Here is a 20788-nt window from a genome sequence, read left to right as displayed (position 1 = left end):
GGTATTATCTAGCATCTTAAATCTTGATTAAAGCATAAACCTTAACTTATAGAAAATTAACGGAATATTATTAACTAGATTATCATTTGTTTAGAGAAGCTGGAGTATGGCAGGTGGGGGGAGTGGTCCTGAACCACGAATCCCCCTTCAAGGTAGCTGACGTGAAGGTGGCAGTGGCCAACGCCATCCCGTCCATAAAGCGAGAACTAGAAATCTATGTACCCTTTCCCTATCTCATGGGTAATAAGGAGTCATGGGTATAATGGCCGACCTGGTAATAGAAAGGGAGGATGGGAAGAAGTTGTTGAAAACATAGATGTCAGATTCAGGAGGTCTCCACGCCAGTGTGTAGGCGTTTTTCCGAGACAGGGTCACGCGTCAAGGTGAGATCGCTTCGTTTGCTCCCGTGAGCGTTATGAAAGTATCTACTTGTTAGCGCGATATTGTCCGCTCCCCGATCTCTAAACCGAAAAACCACAAATTAGCTAGGGTAAGGGGTCTTCTCTCTCCTCTAAAAGGAAATTTAAATAAAAGTCTGCTTAAGACTAGGGACGACCCTTAAGCCACTCCCCCAGGGATTTCCACTTTTGCCCCTCGAGTATTTGGTTCAACGATGCCTCAGCCACTTTACTGTCTCCTGGGTCCAGGGTTGCCCAAGACCTCCTCGACTTCCCTGACCCGAGCCCAAGCCCAACCTCAGCTAGGAACCTCAAGGTATTTACCCAGGCTTTCAAGGCGAAGTCTGGAACCCTGTGAAGTATCACCCTAACCCTAACCGATTTAGGATAGACAACCTCCTCAGTGAACAGCATGTGTTCTGCAACCTTCCTAGTTCTCCTGTCTATTGAGGTCTTGGTTACCATTCCTCTCTCCGCTCCCCTCATCACCGAGTCCGAGAAGATGAGTGCCCCCGCGAACCCGAATTCCCTCACCTCAGCGTCAGGACCTGGACCCCCATACAACCTATCCACGGGGGATAGGTAGGACCTGATGATTTCCTTGACGAGTCTCTTGGTGTCGTCCCTGGTAGCCTCAGGGTTAAGTACGTCCTTGAGGACCCTGTCAAGGCCCTCGATCTCGGGGTAGTTCAACCCTTTCACCTCCTTTGCAATCTCCCAGAAGACCCTTCGCGCGACCACGGGGTTCCACTCCTCGGCCTTGTCAATTGCAGCGTTGACTTTATCCATCAACAAGTTTATGACGTTCTGAGAATCTGGCTGTTCCACTATGGCCTCGGTCGTTGACCTAAAGGCCCCCTTCCATGTCGAGAAGGGGATGACGTAGGTATCCCCGTATTTGAGGGCCTCTAGCTCGTTCCCAAGCGAGGTCGTCCCTATCCTAACCTCCTCCAATCTGAAGACTAGATCGTGGACTATCATGTTCTCACCCCAAGTCCCCTCTCAACCTTCTCGAGAAGGCTTGCCATATCAGGTACCTTCACCATCATGTTTAGGCCAGCTGGCCAGAGTTCCATGAGCCTGTCTTGATCCACATCCTTCACCCTCACAATTGATCCTTCGCGTACCACCTTGAAAGACGGCCTAAGCCCTGCCCTCTTCCCCCAGGTGTACCAACTCATGTAGATGTCAGTTGTCCCCCTCACCTCCTCAGCCGAGAAGAACTCCCTTCCTAGAAGGGAGGGAACGCATGGCGTGAGGCAGTATCCCACATCACCAGGTCCAGGGAGGTCGAGGTCCACCTCTCCCCTCTTCACCACCTTGCCTGTGCCGAGTCCCCTGGTCCAACCCCTTCCCACGTGAATTTCGGTAACCTCAACGTCGAGATTTGAAATCACCCAAACGTCTCCGTAGTCCTTGACCTCGTAGGAGAAGAGCATCCCTGTCTTACTGGATCCGGAGCCCTTCCCTATTGCGACGTTGTCCTGGATGAATGTGTCCAGTGAGATCCGTGAGAAGAAGTTAACCTTACCGGACGACTTCGGGACCACGATATCTCCCGTCTTCGGCTTTGGCCTAATCCTCTCCTGCCCTGATCCACCTACAATCTCGGCCAACAATTTTCCGTAGTCCTCCTTCCCCCACCTCTGCAGGATCCCTGGCAGCTCAACGTACTCATTCCTCTTCCTTCCGAGTGCCGGTGCCAGCGGATGTATGGGTCCAGAAGGTCTCCCGTAGATGGGGTAGCCAGGAGAGAAAAAGTATCGTTCAAGCTCCTCAAGACCCCTATCCCTCACCAATTGGTTTAGGAAGGCTCCCCTCACTGTCGTGGACGGGATGAAGTCCTTCTCCGAGAAGTAATAGTGCTCTATCCTTCTAGAGCTCACGGTCGCGTAACCGATCCTAACCTGGAACAGGTTTAACCTCATTCTTCCACCTCCCACTCCTCCAACCTATTGGCTAGCTTATTCCCAAGTTCGTCGCACTGCCCCCTGCACGGGTTCTCCACCTTTACGTCAACCATTCCGCTCCTCCCAAGCCTCCAGTATCTTAGGTAGAGAAGTGAAAGTAAAACCAACGAAAGTTCCCTTGGATCGTCGCTGACCTCTACCCTGAAGCTGAAGACCTCACCAGGCTTGAAGACCTCCTGCGAGAAGAGAGCTGCATTCCTTTTAACCCTAGTTTTCCTGTCTATCCCTACCCTAGTCAACTTGTACACCTTCTTTTCCTGTTCTTCATCGCGGATCACCGTGACCTTGCTTCTACCCTCAACGCCAAGAGATGGCCTACCGAAAAGCGAACATACATCGCATGGCCTCTCTTGATGGGCCTTCTCAATGAAATCAGGGTCAATCTCGCCACAGGACGTGAGCTTGTACCCCATCTTTTCCAGCTCTTCACCCCACTCTAGAATAGCCCTGTGAAGCGAAGATCTCATGGCACCCTTCAAGGAGGAACCGGGGAACTGGAACCTGTTCATGGGTATATCAACTTCCCCTAGATCAGTTGAACCGCCTATGGTGAGCGAACTTAGGTTTTTGATCCAGACACGGAAGATCATTGCATACCACTCCTCAAGGTTTTTAGAAGAAACATGACATCGAGGACGGGTAGACTGGCCTTAAGGACGTCATCTGAGTTGGCTACCCTTCTTAGAATGATCTCTATCGCGTCGACGACGTTTTGCTTCTTTAACTCCTGGTAATCGGCCCTCCTCTTCAGGAGGTAAGCTATGAGGTGAAGCCTATTCCTCTTCCCTGCATACGCGGATACCACGTCCTCAAATGTCCTTATGGCATCCTTAACCCTCTCGGTTACTTCAAATCTAGGCTCTTCGTTCATTGTGTCTTGGTAAAGCTTCACAACTTCCCGCAGGAGATCTGAGTCCTGAATCCCCATGATCGCACTCAGCACTTCCCTCAAGAACTTGAGATCATTGGTCACCTGTAAGACATCGGCATACTTCCCCATGGTAGTCTCAACGGTCTCATCGGTCACGAGACCAGAGGAGGCGTGAACTATGCCGATCGTGTTCTCAGTTATTGTGCCCAGGCTAAGCTTGGCCTTCTCCATGACTTCCTCAGCCCCCTGAATCGCGAACTGTATGGGATGATTAGGTTTCACCGTGACTACTCCGCACTTGAACTTGAATTTTGACCTCTCGCTTACCCTTTCCAGGAACACGAGGGAGAAGGGGATCGAGATAATCGCGGGGATTATGAGGAGCCCCTCATCACCTCCAAGGTAGATTACCCCAACTAGGATCCTTTCTGCCAGGAAGTGGGACGCCTCCTCAAGATCGTTATTGTTATTCCTTGAACCCGTTGCCTCCGCAGGTTCGCCTTCCTGCTTCTCAGAGCTCATGGTTGAGCCTGCCCCAAGGAGTTGGGTAAGGGTCTCGTAAAAGCCCTGCTTAATGGCAAAGTCCATGGTATAACTGATGTCCAGGAACAGGCCCAGGGTAATTGCCCTCATGTAGATAGCAGATGCGTTGTTGGCGTCAAACTTAACCACGGAAATGTAATGTGGTCTCTTCCCTCTCTTTCTTCCAGTATCACCAGCTAGGTAGTCCATTGGGTCGGGTGTGTTGGGGTCTTTGGGTCTAAAGGAGATTCGAACCTGTATCCCGTTCAATGAGTAGTCTACACCAACCTTGGCTGAGAACCCTCTCTTATCCGAGATCTTGTCAATTGTGTCACATCTACTGCAGAGCCCTGAGCTATTCGCAGGCCTAACACCGCAGTTGGGACACGGCTTGTGATTATACACCCCAAGAACGTTCTCTCCTAGGGTCACTAGGGATCTATCCAGCATCTGAGCCTCTAGGTCCCTCCAGATCTGGGTGTAGAGCCTAACCTTCTCTCTCCCCTCGCCTTTAACTACCATTGGTGAAGCATATACCCCAAGGTTCACGTCTAGGGACTTCAGTAACTTCAGTTCCATGATCCTCTTTGACAGCTCCTCCCTACTCAGGGTTTTATCTCCGACTTTGGCGATCACGGCAAGCATTGAGTGGCCACCGTAACCTGATAGCATAGCCTCAAGGGGTAGGTAATTGTCCTTGTAGCCAGAGATCAGGTTGTCTATTACGATGAAGGGAACAGTGGACACAAGGAAGTCCACGAGGAAGCTGGCAGTGGACAGCTGTTTGAGCTTCGGAAAGGATGAGATAAACCTCTGTATCCCCTGAAAGTCAATATATACCAAGTTTAAGACAGGTTCACCCTCTGGCGACTTTAACCCTTCAAGTTCTTCCCTCAACTTTTCGAATATCGCCCGAGTGGCCTCCTTGTACCTGTCTTGAGGAAGGGAGTCAAAGCAGTCGAAGCTTTCCTTTCCACTCCTCCTGAAACACTCTTCCACATCCTTGAGCCCAGGATTCTCCTTAACCGCCTTCTGTACCACGGAGCTGATTCTGTCCATAGCCGAGGACAGGTCATCGGCAACGTCGAGGAACCCCTCTCCCTGGTGATGGGTCTTGGCCTTCCCTGCAACCTTGATAAGTTCGCTCTTAAACTCGCGGGAAACCTCAAGTTTGCCCAAGAGTTGATCGAAGAATTCCTCCCCACCCTTGACGTGATTCCTGTAGCTAGCGATCTTACCAACGTCGTGAAATATTGAGGCTAGCCTTATGGTAGGGAGATCGTAGCCCTGCGATTGAAGACTCCAGGCAATCACAGAGGTCAGGAGCATGTGGGAGGGAAGCGAGGTTAGGTTTAGTCCGGGTCTAGTATCGGACGGAATAGCCCTCAGCACCTCGTAGATCTCCGCAAGTTTAGGCCTCATACTGCTTAGGTGCCTTACGAGCCTCATGGCCTGTGCCTTCTCTAGAGTTTCCAGTACATCCTCCAGTTTACCCTCCTTCAGCTTTTCGTAAAGGTCGGACCTAATTCCCTCGTTAATATATCTCTCAACGGCGTATGCCACTAGGTAGTCGAAGTTGTTTATGAGAACTCTCTCCTTGGTGGACTTCCTTTCCACAACTGTGGCGTATCCTATCACTATAGGGAAATTGAAGATGGCCACGGCGAGCTCAGAGAACAGCCTCACCTTGCTCTGTGGAGGAAGGGGAGATCCGTCTGGTTTGGTCATGTCGTCAATGATCTTGGCCAGATATGCGAGTATATCCATCAGTTCATCCACAATTGCCTTAGCCTTCGCCTCGTTCACGATGTGAACGTCTGAACCATCCTCCAGAAGGTAAAGTTTTCCCCTCATTTCTCTTCACCTAAAGTAAATTCGCCCTTCTCGGTCTTGACCTTAATCTTGTCCCTTACCTCAACCTCCAGGTTAATTATGGCTAGACCTGGTTTGCACTCCTCACCTTCAAGGATGGAGAGCGATCTAGAGAAACAGATCTTCATTTTTTACACCTCACGAATGTCCTTCGGTCTGTATTCCTTCACGAAATCGTTTATTTGATTGCACTGCTCCTGGTCCTTGAGGTTTGCCGTGAACTTCACCCTACCAAACTGTGGGTTCTCAAACTTGAACCTGCCCAACAAGATTGTCCTAGAGAAAGGTTTACCAGCCTCGCACCTGATCCCTAGACCGTAAAGTATTGCCCCAATCTCGTTTTTCTTGAGGTTCACGAGGAAGAAGCCCGAGAATCTAGAGCCCTTCATCGCCACTTCGTACTCCATTTTGTCGATTTCTGCCACGCCAAGACGGCCGGATGTTAAAACCAGGTCGCTGAACGAAACCCTGCTACCTAAGCCAGGACTTCCCAACAGGTCACACACAGGGCATACCTTGCCTGGATTCACCGAATGTCCCTTAGCGTAATTGTCGCTCCTTTTGTTCTGGTCTGGGTTGAATATCTTGACATATCCAGGTGACTTTCCGTTCCCAGTCCTATCCACTATGTAACAGGAATTCGGTATTGACATTTCAAGCCTAGTCCTCACAGCTCCCTTCACAGTGCTTCCTGGGATAATTACTTTACCACTGTCCCGTGGGAATGCGTTATAGTCAGCAAAGAGATTGTCAATCTGCGAATAGGCCAGTGGGTCGCCCCTGTTAAACATGGCCAATACCTTGTTAAAATCCAGGTTAGTGGATTCAATGCCCGTTGGTATTGTTGCCTTCCCTTGCCCCACGTGAAGGTAATCGGACACCACCTCAAGGGTAATCTCCACCCTTGTGGGAGTGCCCTCATCCCTTGGAGTCCTAGCGAGGGTACGAGATCCTTGCATTCTTGAATGCCTCCTTTAGCGGGGACGTCAACTCGAAGAACCTGTCTCCCGGGAGATCCCTCAACTCCTTCGCGTTTATTTTCACGTCAACGTCGTCATCGTCCAGCTTTGGGAGATGTTCTACGGTCGAGTTCTCTGGTACCATGATGTTCATGGACAACTTCTCAAAGGAGAGGAAACCGAAACCTCTGCTCTTGTTCCCCCCAACCTGAACCAGGTGTTTGTGAATGTCCTCCATGATCCTGATCAGGTAGCCTAGGGCGTAGTTCGGGAGATTATAGGTGTACAACGTGAAGGGGAAATGCGATCCCACATCTAGGTACTCTAGGGTAACAAGCGCCTTTCCGGCAACGGAGCCGTCCTTCCTGCTTATGGCTATCATGGTGCGGTTATTCACCCTGTAATCTGCAGAGACCGAGTCCATGAACCTAACCTGGCCCAGAATCGACATCGTCCCGAACACCTTACAGTTGAGACAGGTGTAGTTCCAGGCTATCTCCATCGCGGTAGGAAGTTGTTGTTGTCCCTGCCTTAAGGCATTCATGAAATCTCTCTCCTTTTGGTATTTCCGTAGGCAACTGTCGTTCGTGAGCCCAGAACATACCGTGAGGCCCCTCTCCCTCGCTATCCTCTCCCCTGCAGACCTGAAGACCCCCTTCCAAGAGCTCCCGGGAATGTATGGGTTACCATCCGCGTCCCTGATGACTTCCTTGATTGGACCCCTTTCTCCAGTGCTCACCAGGACAGGGGAGTCAGCCCTCAGTACCCCCTGAAACACGACAACCCTCTTTATCACGTCCTTTCTAATCAGGTACATCTCCATTACAGCTTCACCTCTGCCCACTTCACTTCTCTCCAAGGTTGACCAGGAACCATGGTCCTAACCCTGATATCCTGAAGCTTAACAAGGCCTGCTCCCGTGGTTTTCCTGGCGCCAATGAAGAGCCCCTCCTCGAGTGACCTCAGGAGGAAGACAACACCACGTCTCACCTGTTCCCTCCATTCCTCAGTCTCGTTCTCAACGTTTACGTTGTAGATGATCGACCTAAATCTGAACTTTGCACCAGGGGACACGTAATCGAAGGTAAAGAGATGCCCAGGCGACTGACCTCCGAATACCCTGTTTATGGAGACTCCTGTGTAGGACTCAACCTTGAAACTTCCCTCCACTGTGGCGTCCATGATGTTCATCCTCGCGGAAAGGTCCTTATGCCCAAAGATGATACAGGGTATACAGTACTCCTCTACCTGATTACCCTGTGTGTCACTTGACTTGACGCAACTCTTGACCTCGTTGTCCCTAGCTGTAATAGGGTAAACCTTCGTGTACTTTTGCCCCAGTCGTCCGTAGAGGCCCTCAACGTTGGCCTCAAGCCATGACCTAAGAGCTCCCTTGAGGCTACTCCCTGGAATGTACGGCATGTCTCCCCTGGTTAGGATTGGGTTGTCCGTCGTGTCCCTGAAGCTTGCCGATCCCTTACCGCTTCCTATCCTGAGTGGGGTAAGGTTAGTGAGGTAGCCCGTGACCTCAGTGACTACCTTGATCCTATCAAGGTCATAGCAGGGTCGCTCTTCATTCACAAACATCACCGATTTAACGTGGTCTAGGTCCTGAACCATAACCCTGTGGTCTAGGTGGTTGACCAGTTCCTGAACCCGATCCGGCCACATGCTTAACGAGCGAGTTGAAGTCCTTGATGTTAGAGCATTGCCTCTCGTTTTCGACGCTCTCGTAGGCCCACTTCACGTAACCTAGGAAATCTAAGATCGTGTCTATAATGTCTCCTTGATTCCCTTTGCCAGCCTTTATGTCCTCGATTGTCTGGATGATTTTCCTTCCAGCCTGCTCCCCTATTAAACCTCTCCCGATCTGCCTCATGATAAGGAGCTCCAGCTTCTCCGCATTCTTGAAGTTCTGCATGAAGGTTAGCAGGCTGTTAATCTGAGTCTTCTCCGTACTTCCAAGGGCTAGACACGCGACCTCAGCAGCCCTATCTAGAAGAAACTTGTCGTCTACCTTGACCGATGAAGTAGAAGACATAGGATTACTCATCTATTTCACCTTATTAACCTTTCGGTTACATATAAAAAGGGAAAAATTACGGTAATTCATCTAACTCTCACCTCAACTCTCCCGAACCCGTTTCTCCTAGAGGTTCCAATCCCCCGTGACACCGCGTTTTCCAGGAGCTTTTTCACTGAGTCACGGTCAGCACACTCCGTTAGGGAATATCTAAGTTTGCCCGTCATACCCGTAACAACCTTTCCGGCGTAGGTGACCTGTATGTAGTCGAGTAAAGAAGGTTCGGGCCATAACCACTCCCCTAATTTTTCCCAGGTAATACAGAGCTTTTCCCTAGGTAGTCCAGTGACTTCCATGACGTTAACGAAGAAAACCACTGCAGGATCGTTGGTGAACATCTTCCTTCGGCTTTTCTCCACGGGGTTTTACCTTTACTTGGGTTACCTTCACGTCTCTCACTCTCCAGCGCGTGTTGAAGATTTCCCCATCCCTAAGATTGAGGAGCGCCTTTGTTATCGCCTCCTCTAGGTAAAGACAAATTCAGAAGATGAAGTAGTCTAGTTGGCCTTAACAAAAAACTTCAGGCCTTCGCTTCCTCCCTTCTCTCCTTCTTTGCCTCTTCCTTCGGTTTGCCCAGGACAGAGTAGGGGAACTGCTCATACACTACAGTCGCGACCACCAGCATTATCACCGGAATTATTCCGACTGCAGCCACTTGCTGAGCCGTCAACGGCTTCGTCGCCGTGTTCCCCGTGACCAGGGCGGCAACCACTAGCTCCAGTATGAAGGCGACGATGAAGAACACCTTGAAGGCCTTATCCATTCTCTCCAGTCTCTCGCTCATTTGTACACCACCTTCGCAGTTATGATCATTGCTGCAAAAACGGCTGCTGTGAACTCGAGACCACTCAGGGCCATCTGCATGTCACCGCTGAGGATGTGTCCGCTGGCGCAACCGCCTGCCATCCTGGCTCCGAACAGCATCAGGTAACCTCCCAGGAAGGAACCCACGAACCTCACTGCCTCATTTGTCCCGAACCTGTGGGCCCAGCTTGGCGGTATGATGTTCCTAAAGGATGTGAACCTCCTAGTAATGAAGACTGCGCTGAAGAAGGCTCCCATCAAGGTCCCAATGTCGCTGAAGGGCTCCCATCCAATCCCCTTGAAGACTATCTGGCTATACTTGAAAGATGGCATGAAGAGTTGCCCAACTATCCAGGAGTAGGTTGTGGATTCGCCGAATATCTGGTGAAGGAACATCTCCAGTACCACAGTAAGCCCCACGATACCGGCGATGGAGACCATGAACCACCTGGTTACGTTGCTCTCCGTTGCGTAGTACTCGTTCACCTTCTTGGCTAGAGAGGTCTGGGAGTAGGGTAGACCGCCATCGGTCAAGTAGATTGCTGTGTCGAGGTGCTTCTGGACCTCGACGGGAGTGTTCCTCCTCTCAAGGTTCTCCCTAATGCAACTCCTCTGTCCTCCCTTATACCTCGGAAGGTAATATGCGACTAGGAAGAGGCCGACCGCGTAAACTAGGGATATCCCGAAAAGGTCCACGGGGGTCAGTCCCTGGAACGGCTGAATCACGAAGGTAGACACGTGCTTTCCACCGATCACGAGGCTACCGAAGTTCAGAGTACTCACTAGCCACTGGCCAACGCTGGTCTGGTACAGGGCCGTCCACGAGGCAGCTCCGAGGAGTGCTCCCAGTAAAGCATAGATTGCGTCCCTTCTTCCTTCACCTAGGGCCATCCAGATGGAACCAGGGAAATACCCGGCTATTGCCAGCCCTGCTCCAAACAGGACTCCGCCGAGGCCAACTCCAACTAGGTAGAGTGGCTTCGGGCTGAAGTGGAAACCCACCCCGAGGGCATAGAGCCCAAATAGTACGGGAGTCGAGATCGCCAGGCCCAGGGCGATGCATATTACGAAGAGTCTATCCTCCCACTTCGCTAGTCTTATTAGCGTCTCTGGGTTTGCTATCCCCCAGGCCTCCGCTGCTGCGCCTATGATGAAGCCTATGAGGATTCCAACCCACATGGGTGCTGTAAAGGTTATCATCTCAAGCACCAAGATTACATATCTCAAGTAAAGACTAAATAAATATACTTTAGTTTTTACGTAACTTGTAATTAACTCGGTTTATTAGAGGTTTAAGAAATAATTGAGAGCGAGAAGGCCAAATTGGGTTTTGAGAGATGAAAGATGGTGCTGAGGATTCGTGGTCTATTGAATAGAGATTAGAGATAGTCAATTCAAAAAATATGGTATTCAGTGGGGCCGAGTCTCACTGTTCCATGAAGGCGAAAGTCCCGAGACTCGAGGTTTGAGGTAGGCGTTAACACGTTGAGTAAGAGGCCTAAACATCACAAATTATCTTAGATTACATGGGAGATCGACGTGACCTCTACACTTTCGTCTATGTATCAGGTTTAGGTGAAACTTCAAATAATAAATTCATGAACTGGTTGATTCTGGAGGAGCCTGACCTTAACCTTCACTCTGATGGCCAAATCAAGGCTGAGGAGAAAATGGTGCTATTCAGCAAGAGACTCCTCATAACCACTCACCTTGGATTCCAGTGGTAATGGGATATTCCTCAGGTAGGGTGAAGATCTATGAGATAGTGAACGGGATGACAGAGGAGAAGGAGGTGTCAGAGAACGGCCTCGTTGAGAACTTGAAAACAATCTTCATCGAAGATGCCCTTCCCTGAAGTTTTAGAATGAACACAACAAATTCTAGGATGCAAAGATTTAACCCACAAAGATTAGTGAAACGTGCGGTGGTAGAGTCTTCGAAAAATAACGTTATTCTCGGAATCAGAACAATTCATAGAATTGGCGTTATACACTCAAATACTCACACTCTCCAATATGTATTAAATAAGCAGGAGGAACATGGAGATCAGTATCAAGCTTAGAAGGGATATTGTTAGCACCTCGAACGGAGACTTGTACTCTAGCTCCTCAGAGGTTATTGTCGAGAACTCCAATATAACTGCCAGGGCAAAATTTATGTCCAAATAAACTTCTCTGATTACGGTGATGGCGGGAGTTGACTCGAGCAAGGCGGGATATATCCTCAGGCTCATAGATATCACCAGGATGAATATGCTCACCATGAAAAGGGCTAGGTTGAACTTGTATCGTATAACTCTCCTGAAGGCCTCCCTCAGGAAGCTTATACTATCTGACTCAAATAAATTTCCTACATGGCTTATATAGTAGGGGAAGAATAAAAAGGCTCCCGCAACACCACCTGCTAATAATCCCACAACGAAGGTCAAGAAGTTAAATCCAAATAAATCCATGGATAACTCCTCGACGAATAGCCCAAATATGGTTGTTGTGGCTAACCAGTAGAAGGCGGTAAGGAACCACAGGTAATCCTGAGCCTTCTTCTCTGGAACTATGTTATAAGTGACTGAAATAATCGCCGTCACTGGCGATGATGTAGATATATTACCGCCCCTCGATCTGAATTCTAGGTCTATTCTGTGGGACGATCTGATTATATTATGTTGACCTTCATAATCATCACAGTTCCTGGGCTCGCAGTAAAACTCGGGCTGTGAATTGCTTGAGGCAACTGTTGTAGGGGTTGAACTCTCTTCAGACTTCATATCATTGCAAGGGTTGAGTGGTATTTCCTTTTGACCACTTTGATTATCCTCTTGTCCACTAGTAATCTTCTTAACAACTTTACTAGTAATACTCTTAACAACAATGTCCTTGTTAGATGAAGGAGATTCGATGATTATTCCCAAGGCAGCATCACCATTGAACTCTGTCTCAAATACGCTTTCCGTCCCTGGCTCATTCTTCTCCTTTGACCCACTCTTCTCCTTGGGTTTACTAGGCGGTAAGACCTCAATTCCCTCAAAGTTGAGGATTTTCCTTTGCCTTGGCTTCAGCCCACCTTGAAGAGGAACTATCACAAAGTAATTCAATTCATCTAGTGAGCGGTCAAGCGAGAGCCTTGTCATGATCTCTCTCCTACTGATGAAACTTAGTTGTGTTCCGCTCTCGTCCCTTATCATTAACCCAATCACGAAATTTTTAAGTGGGACAAAGACGTGTTTAACAACGAAGTCCAGGTCATTTTCAATCTGATACTCGAGTCGAACATTAATGTTCTTGTTATCCCTATTAGTCACGAAGTACCTGACCCTACTTATTTTTATCCTGGTGTAGATTCTTAACTCGTGTGCAATAATCCCCGTACCGTTGTGGTAAACTTTTCCGTAAAATTTCACATAGCACGGTAAGGGACCCAATTTCTTTGAAGAATCCAATTTTACCTCCATGATAGCTACATCGAGAGATTTCTTGGTCACTTCAAAGGTCAAACGGCGCTCAGACAACACCTCAGAGACGGATTTCATGGAGATTGTAATTTGTGTGGGAATCTTAATATCGTCTATAGTCAATTTTTCTGCAAATAAATCGAGCTCTTGTTGATCTGTCCATACCCTAACCTTCGCTTTCTCTTCCTTAACCGTTATTTCAATCTTTTTGATTTTAATATTCTTTTCAACTCTTTTAGTTGATGCATTCTCTGCATCGGAGGAAATCCTCAATTGAATATTGGTGAAGACAGTATATTCTAGTGAATGTGGCATCAAAATCATGGAATAAAATTCTCAGGAAAATATAAGGTTTCATGACGCGAGATAATCGGGTCTTTGAAACCGAGTTAATCATTACGACAAAGCAACTAGACGAAATTTTATCTAAAACGAGTCTTGATTTCATTCATCAAAAAATTTTAGTTATTTCCCCTCTTCTTAGGAGATGAAAGCATGAGAACATCGTATAGCGTCATCTCTCTCCCTGGCTTTATCTTGGGCCACCCAGGAGTATGCAAGGTCACTTCTAGGTCGGCTATCAACAGTTCTTCAATGGTGGGAGTCTTTTTAGGCTCCATACTTTCTGTCATAAACACATACTACCCTTCGAGTTAATATCTTGATATTCCATACTTTAAGGAAAGTAAAACTTATTAGTACTTACGTGACTGGAGGAATTTATCTATATCATTTAACCGGGGAGGTTATCTAGACTTTTGAATATGGTTGGGGAGACTAGCCTTTAACTGAGCGGATTGTGGTTAGGGAGAGGATAGGTTAAATTGTGATCATCTTTCGTTAACTTGCAAGGATCGTTGTGGGATAAGGCCTGAACAATTTCATGGAAGGGTTAATTTCTAAGACGCAACCCCGAGAAATTGAACAGGAAGATCCAGTCAATCATCCGCAATGAGCAGAAACAAATTCGTTACGTACTAAGGATGAGACGACATAAGACTAGCCAAGCATTCTCTCAATTTTGATGATGGATTCGTACCGTATAAGAATCTTGCCTCCCTCTTTCCTCAGCAAGGTTAAATCGTATGGTAACCCACCATGGGCGTAAAGAATTCGCTTATCCGTTTGTCCTACATTTTGGAGACCCATTACATTACTATACTTTTCAAACCTGTCCTGGGGAATGCCACCTTCACTCTGCCTTATGTGAGATATCTCCTGTTTAACTATGGTGCTGGTCACGTCATCGCAATACATCTCCACGGCCGACTCGAGTTGATCCAGGTCTTCTACATCGATCTGCGAGGCAATCTTAAACAACGCGTGGGCCTCCGCTGTCTCAACGTTACCCCTACTCATGTACACGTACTCGTTGTTGGCTTCACTCCACTGAACCACAGTCATTGCCCTCTCCAAGACGTCGAGAACCTTGTCCACTTCCAGTTTCCTGGCCTCCTTACCTTCGTCATTATCCCTTAGGTTTATTCCCTTCAGCTTCTGAGTCACGTACAAGAATAGACCGCTATCCATGGCCTTAGCAACCCTGTGAACGTCCTTTTCCGAGAAGAGTGACGAGCAATTGTCGCATATCCTACCTGGTTTGTATTTGTCAGGAGTCTTGCTTAAAATTTGAGAAGTAACGTACTTCAATCCCGAGACTGGGGTTATCGTGAAGCTGTTGACCTCCCTAATAACGAATGGTTCATGGTCCTTCACGTAAGGATCCGAGTTATAGATCGAGAAAGTTGTTTTCTTCCGCTTCACTGCACAGTAAACTGATAGGGCCAAAGTTAACGCGTCCTTAGTGAGTAGGGACATGTAGTTTATCCCGTGGGTGGAGTCAAGGACCACGCCATCTGGTTCCTTCTCGAGGAGTTTACGCAATGCCGACAAATAAACGTGGGAGAAGAATAGGCCTAGATTTCCCTTGATTTTCCCCATCACGTTAGGCGCCACTATCACATTATCGTGATTGATGGGGTCTCCCCCCTCTGGTGAAGTGATCGCTGGAATGACGTAGTCTTTGACCTCTTTCTCACAATCCTCGAATGAGGTGAGGTTTTTACACAGGGAGACCCCAGCTATGATTATCTTTTCCTTCCCCCTAAAGACGGAGAAGCTCGTCTTTGACCTGACAATCGTTTCGTCCAACTGATAGTTGACTTCAGCGTAGTTCTTCGGGTCTCCGACTACTGCGAACACGAGGGACATGAAATAAATTGGGAGGGGGTGGATATAAAACCAGATGCGAGGAGTGTGTACATCTAGTAAACCTAGCATGTGATCTGGGGTCTATGTCTGCTTTTCATGAGTTGTGGAAAGGCGTGAAGTATTGGCACACACCCTCTCTACGTGGTATTGCCAACCCAACTTTCTCCTTGGGTCAGCTAGAAGGAAGCGGACAAGTTTCAGCTCAATGTCTAGACATAACGTAAGTCCCGTCATCACCAAGAGTGAAGGACCCTCAAGGATTTCAACTTGATTGTGAGGTAGCTGGAATCCCATCACTCGAAATAGAGAAGGCTATGGAGAGTCCATCAATCGTGGTCAAGGTCCTGATCCAGAGGCCAGGTGTACCGTACTAGGCCTTGGTCAAGATAATGTTCCAGACATTTAACGTGGGTTAGATCAAACATGTCTCGGAAACTAGAAAACCAAGGATAAGGTCATCGTCAGGGAGAAAGGATGATGGGAACGTTTAACTGAAAAACCAAGATTAACAGACTTAAGACTCCTCAATCTCTGCACAAGGGTTGGGGCGATGAACATGAACCCTACGGGGAAGGAGCGAACGAGATCTTGAGGGAAAAGGAACCCAGCTTAACCTACAAGTCTCCAACTAGAAAGGGTACGTGTATAGGTACTGCCTCAGGTCAGGTACTAAGTGATGAAGGATCACGAGACCATGTTTGAATCAGGTCTACAGTGAAGAGGGATGTCCTGACAGTCTGGTGGAGTTCCACGAGATCCAGGAGAACGTATTGGCAGGGTCATGGTTGTAACATCGTTCATGGGGGGGGGAGTGAAGGTAATCGCGAGGTGAGTTGTGTTGTGATTTTTCCTTGAGACCACGGAAACAGAAGATTGACACGCGTGCCCAGTCGCGTTTAAACTGAGCCCTCCGTTCTCCAAGAAGGGATGACGTGTGACGTGGAGATCTGATCATTTGCTGGTCTAGGTATTTCTCCCGTGACATCAGCAATCTTGGGTACCATCATGACAGGAAAGAGGACCCAGGAAGACTTGCATTCTCAGTGAAACAACTCTTACCCGTCCCCTACTCCAGGAGAATGGTCTTTACATTTCTCGAGGTCAGGACGCAGAAGTCCACCTTGCACCTTCCGTTTTCGCCCTCCAATATGTCCTCATCTTTGAAGTCCTTCATCTTGCTCTGGATCTCGTTGTAATCCGCTTGTGGGATAATCGACGTGACCACGTGGGCCTCCCTCTGTCTCGCGGCGAGGACCGCTGCCACGCTCATGGCCTTCCTCCCTCCAGTGAAATCCACGTAGTCTCCAGGAGAGATCCGTGATAGGACCTCCCTCCTAAACTGGAGATAGTCTGACCTAGTATTGATGTCGTTCATCGCCAGCGGTATACCAGCAACCTCGACCTCCCTTCCGCCACAGCACGCAAAGATCGCCTTCAGGAGCCTGAAGGCCCTCTCGACTGCAGGGTCAGAGGTCCTTATCACGTAAACCTCCTTTATGTCCACGGGGACAGGGTTCTCAGCCTCATACTTCCCCTGCCTTAAGTTCATGAACGTCTCGAAGACGCCACCGGGGCTTGTTCCTAGAGTGGATACGAGTTTGACCATGAGAGGGGATTTGGCGGACATAAATAAACTTTACTAGGTAGCGTCGCGTGGATGGGTAAGAGGTGTCCTGAGTAGGGTTTGACATGTATTGAGTTACATCGTGATCAGCTCAGGTCGTGTTTTCACGCTTAGAAGTAGCACTTGATCACTTGACGTGACGTAATAGAATATTTCTGACTAGGATGAGGAAAATTTTGGTCCACGTGCTTGTTGGAATACCTGGCGCGACGAATCGATGTAGCCTTCATGTTTGGTCTCAAGTGTAGGATAAAGTTGAGGATCAATAGGGATGGGAAGATACCGGAAATCTAGAGAAGGGCCCACACTCCATCATGAACCCTAGTCCTGGCTCCAGTTGTGTGTGGTTGACATGATCAAGGATTTAGGGAATCCCCTTAAGGATCAGTAATTGACTGGTTGCTGTACATGAATTTCACACCGTACTGCGTGAGGAAAACTCTAGGACACATTTACCCCCCATTAACCTAGGGCAACACTGGACCATAGAGAGAAAATCAGGTGCTAGCAGCAAATTTTCCCCATCCTTAACTTTTTCCCAATCAAGTTTAGAGTCATGAAATCGAGATCTGCTAGACTTGGTAAAGGTGGTACTGTATTTCTCAATTCTAAAGGAACAGAGGAGTGAACCTAGGCCCTTAAAGGGGTTCTTTCAGTCTCTTCCAAGATTGATCAAGGTCATGTTAGGGAAGGTCAGGCATAGGGTCTATGAGATTTCAGTCCCATTAGTGTGAAGAACTTAAAAATGGTGTAGTTTGTCAATTAGAAATATTCGTAGGGAGAGCGTTACGTAATCAATCATTACGCATCAGCTCCACATAAGACTAAGCGATCTAAGGGTCACCTAGTTTCAAGTACTATACTAGGACTTTCAACTCCATAGAAGATTAACTGCGTAATCCTGAGCCTTCTCTACTATGTTCTTATGATACTTTCAACTCCATAGAAGATTAACAGGGTCTGGTCTAATGCATCTAGGAGAGACAGGGAACCATGAGCTTTCAACTCCATAGAAGATTAACAGGATCTAGGTTGTGCAGAAGATGGATCAAGTTACATAAGGCTTTCAACTCCATAGAAGATTAACTTCTCAACGACGTCGGAGATGCGATAAAGAGCAAAGTGACTTTCAACTCCATAGAAGATTAACCGTATAACGAAGGGTTTTGTCATTCAAGAGCTCATTCCTTTACTTTCAACTCCATAGAAGATTAACTCTAGATAGAAGATATGGTCAATATACAGTGGAAAAGATCTTTCAACTCCATAGAAGATTAACTAAGGAATATATACAGTACAGTACATAACAGTAGTATAATCTTTCAACTCCATAGAAGATTAACTTCTGTTATAGAACTGCTTGAGGATATACGCTACATTATCCTTTCAACTCTATAGAAGATTAACGCAGGATCTTATTCTCCTTGAGCAATTAGGTTCATCCTTACTTTCAACTCTATAGAAGATTAACATTGCCAGTAGTGGCAGTACCGTAACCGAGAAAATTACTTTCAACTCTATAGAAGATTAACAGCAATCGGAGCAGGTGGAGGTGGGGGAGGCGGAGGTGCCTTTCAACTCTATAGAAGATTAACCTATGTTTGTTCCATTCTCCTTTACCGACAACAATTGTGCCTTTCAACTCTATAGAAGATTAACTACTTGTATCGTCGCATTGGTTAGTTCCTCAAACGCTACCTTTCAACTCTATAGAAGATTAACGGTCTAATTCGGGGCATTGGGACATAAGGGTGAGGAAGATCTTTCAACTCTATAGAAGATTAACTTTGGGGAAAATACGCTGGAGTTGATTGAGTTCTTGGATCTTTCAACTCTATAGAAGATTAACTATCATGATAACATATGAGTGCTAAAGATGATCAGGGCTTTCAACTCTATAGAAGATTAACAGGAACTAGCACGGGTGGAGGTGGTACAGGGACTTCGACTTTCAACTCTATAGAAGATTAACCTATCACTTTCCAGTGTTCATAATCCAGAAATTGCAATATTCCTTTCAACTCTATAGAAGATTAACTCAAACTTAAGGTAAATCCAAATGCCCCTGACTATAGAACTTTCAACTCTATAGAAGATTAACCTGTCCTCATAGAATTCGGCATTAACGTCCCTGGGTGAATCTTTCAACTCTATAGAAGATTAACGGGGGCAAAGAAATATATGACTTTGAACTTTGTCCGCAATACTTTCAACTCCATAGAAGATTAACGGATCCTATAGCATTCTGTATCCCTGCTCCTAGACTCTCTCTTTCAACTCCATAGAAGATTAACTTTTTCCTGAACAGTTGTTTTGGCGTTGCCTTCAGTTCATCGCTTTCAACTCCATAGAAGATTAACTGTATACGTCCACATTCGTGGGATTGACCGATATTACCTTTCAACTCCATAGAAGATTAACCGTAGATTTTTCGGCGACATCCCCGCCCGCTGCGATACTCTTTCAACTCCATAGAAGATTAACATTATTCGTAACGCCTAGTACAAATGCAGGACCTATTTTACTCTTTCAACTCCATAGAAGATTAACGGTGAGATTCGTCTCTGGTACCCTGAAGCTGAAGATATGAAGCTTTCAACTCCATAGAAGATTAACAGACGTCAATATTGGAAGGGTTTACACTAGGGACTGGTGCACTTTCAACTCCATAGAAGATTAACTTGGTATAAGGAGAAGCACGTCATTTTACGTACAAAGCACTTTCAACTCTATAGAAGATTAACATGAGGCTGTATGATGACTATAGTGATTTTCACACCTACCTTTCAACTCTATAGAGGATTAACGGAAAGACTCAACATATCAAGAGTGTCATCCTTAAGCTGAACTTTCAACTCTATAGAAGATTAACGTGAGACATTTGGTCTGGCAGTAGTTGAGGCGATGGCAACTTTCAACTCTATAGAAGATTAACTTAGTAGTAGTATTAGTAGTAGTAACTTCATCATTTGGCTTGTCTTTCAACTCTATCGAAGATTAACTCAGGGCAACGCTATTCCGAAACTTAGAGAATTCGCGGAGCTTTCAACTCTATAGAAGATTAACTGCCTTCGCGATTCTCTGTATTTTCTCGTCGAATTTTCTTTCAACTCTATAGAAGATTAACCGACTATGGTTCTCACGATACCTTGGGGTGGACTAATTGAGAACTTTCAACTCTATAGAAGATTAACTATAGAGGAAAATATCAGGGACAGAAGGGGGTTAGACTCTTTCAACTCCATAGAAGATTAACTCGATTCCTAGATCGCTAATTCGCGGTCTAAGTAGGAAGTTCTTTCAACTCTATAGAAGATTAACTGGTTCCACTAAATGAATCAATTATATACGGATTCCAGTACTTTCAACTCTATAGAAGATTAACATCCTTACCGAAATTATCGTTAATTCTAATGATTTGGATCTTTCAACTCTATAGAAGATTAACATCATTCTATTTTCCTTTCAAAAGCGGTTTAACCGATTACTTTCAACTCTATAGAAGATTAACAAAAGAAAGGTCGCTACTTGCTCTCCAGCTTTTGATAGCCTTTCAACTCTATAGAAGATTAACTCGAAGCTAAACCAGTCTCTATGAGATACCTAAGGATAAACTTTCAACTCTATAGAAGATTAACATACTTAGTTCCTTTGGACCGTTGGGTAAGATTGATAATCTACCTTTCAACTCTATAGAAGATTAACTGGTGGTTATTTCTGGGATCATGCCCTAGGGGACTTACTAACTTTCAACTCTATAGAAGATTAACTACACCCAATATAGCAGCAACAGATCCAACAAGAATAATTTTTCTTTCAACTCTATAGAAGATTAACATCTTGGCGGTTTTGATGAGAAAATAATGCCTCTTGATGAGCTTTCAACTCTATAGAAGATTAACCATGAGTTCATTCAAAAACGTTTTGATCACGATTTTATTGCTTTCAACTCTATAGAAGATTAACCCCCGATTATATCTTAGAGTTAGTGATCGTGAACAAAGAAACTTTCAACTCTATAGAAGA

Annotated in this window: 21 protein-coding genes and 1 CRISPR repeat array (1 of these 22 running past the window's edge); of the genes, 5 read left to right on the top strand and 16 right to left on the bottom strand. The window is 46.6% G+C overall.

What is annotated here, in order from left to right:
* Nucleotides 1–122 precede the first annotated feature (122 nt).
* Nucleotides 123–263, top strand: coding sequence for a hypothetical protein (locus MSED_RS12340; protein ID WP_155464948.1), 141 nt, complete (start codon nucleotides 123–125; stop codon nucleotides 261–263).
* A gap of 282 nt (nucleotides 264–545) precedes the next feature.
* On the opposite strand, the gene MSED_RS05915 is transcribed toward MSED_RS12340, so the two are convergent.
* The 12 genes from MSED_RS05915 to MSED_RS05865 all read right to left on the bottom strand — a co-directional run bounded on the left by MSED_RS05915 (nucleotide 546) and on the right by MSED_RS05865 (nucleotide 10688).
* Nucleotides 546–1379, bottom strand: a complete 834-nt coding sequence (locus MSED_RS05915) for an RAMP superfamily CRISPR-associated protein (protein WP_012021114.1) — start codon at nucleotides 1377–1379, stop codon at nucleotides 546–548.
* Nucleotides 1376–2326, bottom strand: a complete 951-nt coding sequence (locus tag MSED_RS05910) for a hypothetical protein (RefSeq protein WP_012021113.1) — start codon at nucleotides 2324–2326, stop codon at nucleotides 1376–1378. The genes MSED_RS05915 and MSED_RS05910 overlap by 4 nt, the downstream gene beginning before the upstream one ends.
* Complete coding sequence (locus tag MSED_RS05905) at nucleotides 2323–2958, bottom strand: RAMP superfamily CRISPR-associated protein (RefSeq protein ID WP_012021112.1); 636 nt, start codon at nucleotides 2956–2958, stop codon at nucleotides 2323–2325. Before MSED_RS05905 ends, MSED_RS05910 begins: the two co-directional genes overlap by 4 nt.
* Complete coding sequence (locus tag MSED_RS05900) at nucleotides 2955–5615, bottom strand: hypothetical protein (RefSeq protein WP_012021111.1); 2661 nt, start codon at nucleotides 5613–5615, stop codon at nucleotides 2955–2957. Before MSED_RS05900 ends, MSED_RS05905 begins: the two co-directional genes overlap by 4 nt.
* On the bottom strand, nucleotides 5612–5761 hold the full coding sequence (locus tag MSED_RS12335; protein WP_155464946.1) for a hypothetical protein: 150 nt from the start codon (nucleotides 5759–5761) through the stop codon (nucleotides 5612–5614). Before MSED_RS12335 ends, MSED_RS05900 begins: the two co-directional genes overlap by 4 nt.
* 3 nt (nucleotides 5762–5764) lie before the next feature.
* The gene (locus MSED_RS05895; protein WP_012021110.1) at nucleotides 5765–6592 is read right to left on the bottom strand and encodes an RAMP superfamily CRISPR-associated protein; all 828 of its coding nucleotides are present in this window, start codon (nucleotides 6590–6592) and stop codon (nucleotides 5765–5767) included.
* The gene (csx7, locus tag MSED_RS05890) at nucleotides 6567–7415 is read right to left on the bottom strand and encodes a type III CRISPR-associated RAMP protein Csx7 (protein WP_012021109.1); all 849 of its coding nucleotides are present in this window, start codon (nucleotides 7413–7415) and stop codon (nucleotides 6567–6569) included. Before csx7 (MSED_RS05890) ends, MSED_RS05895 begins: the two co-directional genes overlap by 26 nt.
* Nucleotides 7415–8179 carry a type III CRISPR-associated RAMP protein Csx7 gene (gene csx7, locus MSED_RS05885; RefSeq protein ID WP_012021108.1) on the bottom strand — a complete coding sequence of 255 codons (765 nt, stop codon included), beginning with the start codon at nucleotides 8177–8179 and terminating at the stop codon, nucleotides 7415–7417. The genes csx7 (MSED_RS05890) and csx7 (MSED_RS05885) overlap by 1 nt, the downstream gene beginning before the upstream one ends.
* Nucleotides 8180–8186: 7 nt before the next feature.
* The gene (locus tag MSED_RS05880; protein WP_012021107.1) at nucleotides 8187–8645 is read right to left on the bottom strand and encodes a hypothetical protein; all 459 of its coding nucleotides are present in this window, start codon (nucleotides 8643–8645) and stop codon (nucleotides 8187–8189) included.
* A gap of 56 nt (nucleotides 8646–8701) precedes the next feature.
* The gene (locus MSED_RS05875; RefSeq protein ID WP_012021106.1) at nucleotides 8702–9034 is read right to left on the bottom strand and encodes a CRISPR system precrRNA processing endoribonuclease RAMP protein Cas6; all 333 of its coding nucleotides are present in this window, start codon (nucleotides 9032–9034) and stop codon (nucleotides 8702–8704) included.
* A gap of 161 nt (nucleotides 9035–9195) precedes the next feature.
* Complete coding sequence (locus MSED_RS05870) at nucleotides 9196–9459, bottom strand: hypothetical protein (protein ID WP_012021105.1); 264 nt, start codon at nucleotides 9457–9459, stop codon at nucleotides 9196–9198.
* Nucleotides 9456–10688 carry a YeeE/YedE thiosulfate transporter family protein gene (locus tag MSED_RS05865; protein ID WP_230842416.1) on the bottom strand — a complete coding sequence of 411 codons (1233 nt, stop codon included), beginning with the start codon at nucleotides 10686–10688 and terminating at the stop codon, nucleotides 9456–9458. Before MSED_RS05865 ends, MSED_RS05870 begins: the two co-directional genes overlap by 4 nt.
* A gap of 317 nt (nucleotides 10689–11005) precedes the next feature.
* Here MSED_RS05865 and MSED_RS12170 point away from each other — a divergent pair, with 317 nt between their 5' ends.
* Both MSED_RS12170 and MSED_RS12490 read left to right on the top strand, forming a co-directional pair.
* Nucleotides 11006–11206, top strand: coding sequence for a hypothetical protein (locus MSED_RS12170; protein ID WP_144418759.1), 201 nt, complete (start codon nucleotides 11006–11008; stop codon nucleotides 11204–11206).
* Nucleotides 11206–11334 (top strand): hypothetical protein, encoded by a 129-nt coding sequence (locus MSED_RS12490; RefSeq protein ID WP_256464099.1) that lies wholly within the window; start codon nucleotides 11206–11208, stop codon nucleotides 11332–11334. The genes MSED_RS12170 and MSED_RS12490 overlap by 1 nt, the downstream gene beginning before the upstream one ends.
* Nucleotides 11335–11499: 165 nt before the next feature.
* On the opposite strand, the gene MSED_RS05860 is transcribed toward MSED_RS12490, so the two are convergent.
* From MSED_RS05860 to csx1, 3 genes are all read right to left on the bottom strand, one after another.
* Complete coding sequence (locus MSED_RS05860; RefSeq protein ID WP_048060062.1) at nucleotides 11500–13242, bottom strand: hypothetical protein; 1743 nt, start codon at nucleotides 13240–13242, stop codon at nucleotides 11500–11502.
* 146 nt (nucleotides 13243–13388) lie between these two features.
* Nucleotides 13389–13547 (bottom strand): hypothetical protein, encoded by a 159-nt coding sequence (locus MSED_RS12330; RefSeq protein ID WP_155464944.1) that lies wholly within the window; start codon nucleotides 13545–13547, stop codon nucleotides 13389–13391.
* Between the two features lie 379 nt (nucleotides 13548–13926).
* Complete coding sequence (gene csx1, locus MSED_RS05855) at nucleotides 13927–15138, bottom strand: CRISPR-associated CARF protein Csx1 (protein WP_048060061.1); 1212 nt, start codon at nucleotides 15136–15138, stop codon at nucleotides 13927–13929.
* 242 nt (nucleotides 15139–15380) lie between these two features.
* Between csx1 and MSED_RS12485 the strand changes: the two genes are divergently transcribed.
* Nucleotides 15381–15512: a hypothetical protein gene (locus tag MSED_RS12485; protein ID WP_256464098.1), complete on the top strand. Its 132-nt coding sequence runs from the start codon at nucleotides 15381–15383 to the stop codon at nucleotides 15510–15512.
* Nucleotides 15513–16204: 692 nt separating this feature from the next.
* On the opposite strand, the gene crn1 is transcribed toward MSED_RS12485, so the two are convergent.
* Nucleotides 16205–16744 (bottom strand): CRISPR-associated ring nuclease Crn1, encoded by a 540-nt coding sequence (gene crn1, locus MSED_RS05850; protein WP_048060060.1) that lies wholly within the window; start codon nucleotides 16742–16744, stop codon nucleotides 16205–16207.
* Nucleotides 16745–17340: 596 nt separating this feature from the next.
* Between crn1 and MSED_RS12325 the strand changes: the two genes are divergently transcribed.
* Nucleotides 17341–17496, top strand: a complete 156-nt coding sequence (locus MSED_RS12325) for a hypothetical protein (protein WP_155464942.1) — start codon at nucleotides 17341–17343, stop codon at nucleotides 17494–17496.
* A gap of 134 nt (nucleotides 17497–17630) precedes the next feature.
* Nucleotides 17631–20788: direct repeats of the CRISPR family, unit length 24 nt; unit sequence CTTTCAACTCTATAGAAGATTAAC (it continues 7188 nt past the right edge of the window).

The sequence above is a fragment of the Metallosphaera sedula DSM 5348 genome (assembly GCF_000016605.1).
Taxonomy (GTDB): Archaea; Thermoproteota; Thermoprotei_A; order Sulfolobales; family Sulfolobaceae; genus Metallosphaera; species Metallosphaera sedula.
This window is presented reverse-complemented; position numbering and strand designations above follow the sequence as displayed.

Coding starts and splice junctions, on each gene's coding strand:
- MSED_RS05915 (WP_012021114.1), bottom strand. CDS start 1,379: ATGATAGTCCACGATCTAGTCTTCAGATTGGAGGAGGTTAGGATAGGG.
- MSED_RS05910 (WP_012021113.1), bottom strand. CDS start 2,326: ATGAGGTTAAACCTGTTCCAGGTTAGGATCGGTTACGCGACCGTGAGC.
- MSED_RS05905 (WP_012021112.1), bottom strand. CDS start 2,958: ATGATCTTCCGTGTCTGGATCAAAAACCTAAGTTCGCTCACCATAGGC.
- MSED_RS05900 (WP_012021111.1), bottom strand. CDS start 5,615: ATGAGGGGAAAACTTTACCTTCTGGAGGATGGTTCAGACGTTCACATC.
- MSED_RS12335 (WP_155464946.1), bottom strand. CDS start 5,761: ATGAAGATCTGTTTCTCTAGATCGCTCTCCATCCTTGAAGGTGAGGAG.
- MSED_RS05895 (WP_012021110.1), bottom strand. CDS start 6,592: ATGCAAGGATCTCGTACCCTCGCTAGGACTCCAAGGGATGAGGGCACT.
- csx7 (WP_012021109.1), bottom strand. CDS start 7,415: ATGGAGATGTACCTGATTAGAAAGGACGTGATAAAGAGGGTTGTCGTG.
- csx7 (WP_012021108.1), bottom strand. CDS start 8,179: ATGTTTGTGAATGAAGAGCGACCCTGCTATGACCTTGATAGGATCAAG.
- MSED_RS05880 (WP_012021107.1), bottom strand. CDS start 8,645: ATGAGTAATCCTATGTCTTCTACTTCATCGGTCAAGGTAGACGACAAG.
- MSED_RS05870 (WP_012021105.1), bottom strand. CDS start 9,459: ATGAGCGAGAGACTGGAGAGAATGGATAAGGCCTTCAAGGTGTTCTTC.
- MSED_RS12170 (WP_144418759.1), top strand. CDS start 11,006: ATGGGAGATCGACGTGACCTCTACACTTTCGTCTATGTATCAGGTTTA.
- MSED_RS12490 (WP_256464099.1), top strand. CDS start 11,206: ATGGGATATTCCTCAGGTAGGGTGAAGATCTATGAGATAGTGAACGGG.
- MSED_RS05860 (WP_048060062.1), bottom strand. CDS start 13,242: ATGCCACATTCACTAGAATATACTGTCTTCACCAATATTCAATTGAGG.
- MSED_RS12330 (WP_155464944.1), bottom strand. CDS start 13,547: ATGGAGCCTAAAAAGACTCCCACCATTGAAGAACTGTTGATAGCCGAC.
- csx1 (WP_048060061.1), bottom strand. CDS start 15,138: ATGTCCCTCGTGTTCGCAGTAGTCGGAGACCCGAAGAACTACGCTGAA.
- crn1 (WP_048060060.1), bottom strand. CDS start 16,744: ATGGTCAAACTCGTATCCACTCTAGGAACAAGCCCCGGTGGCGTCTTC.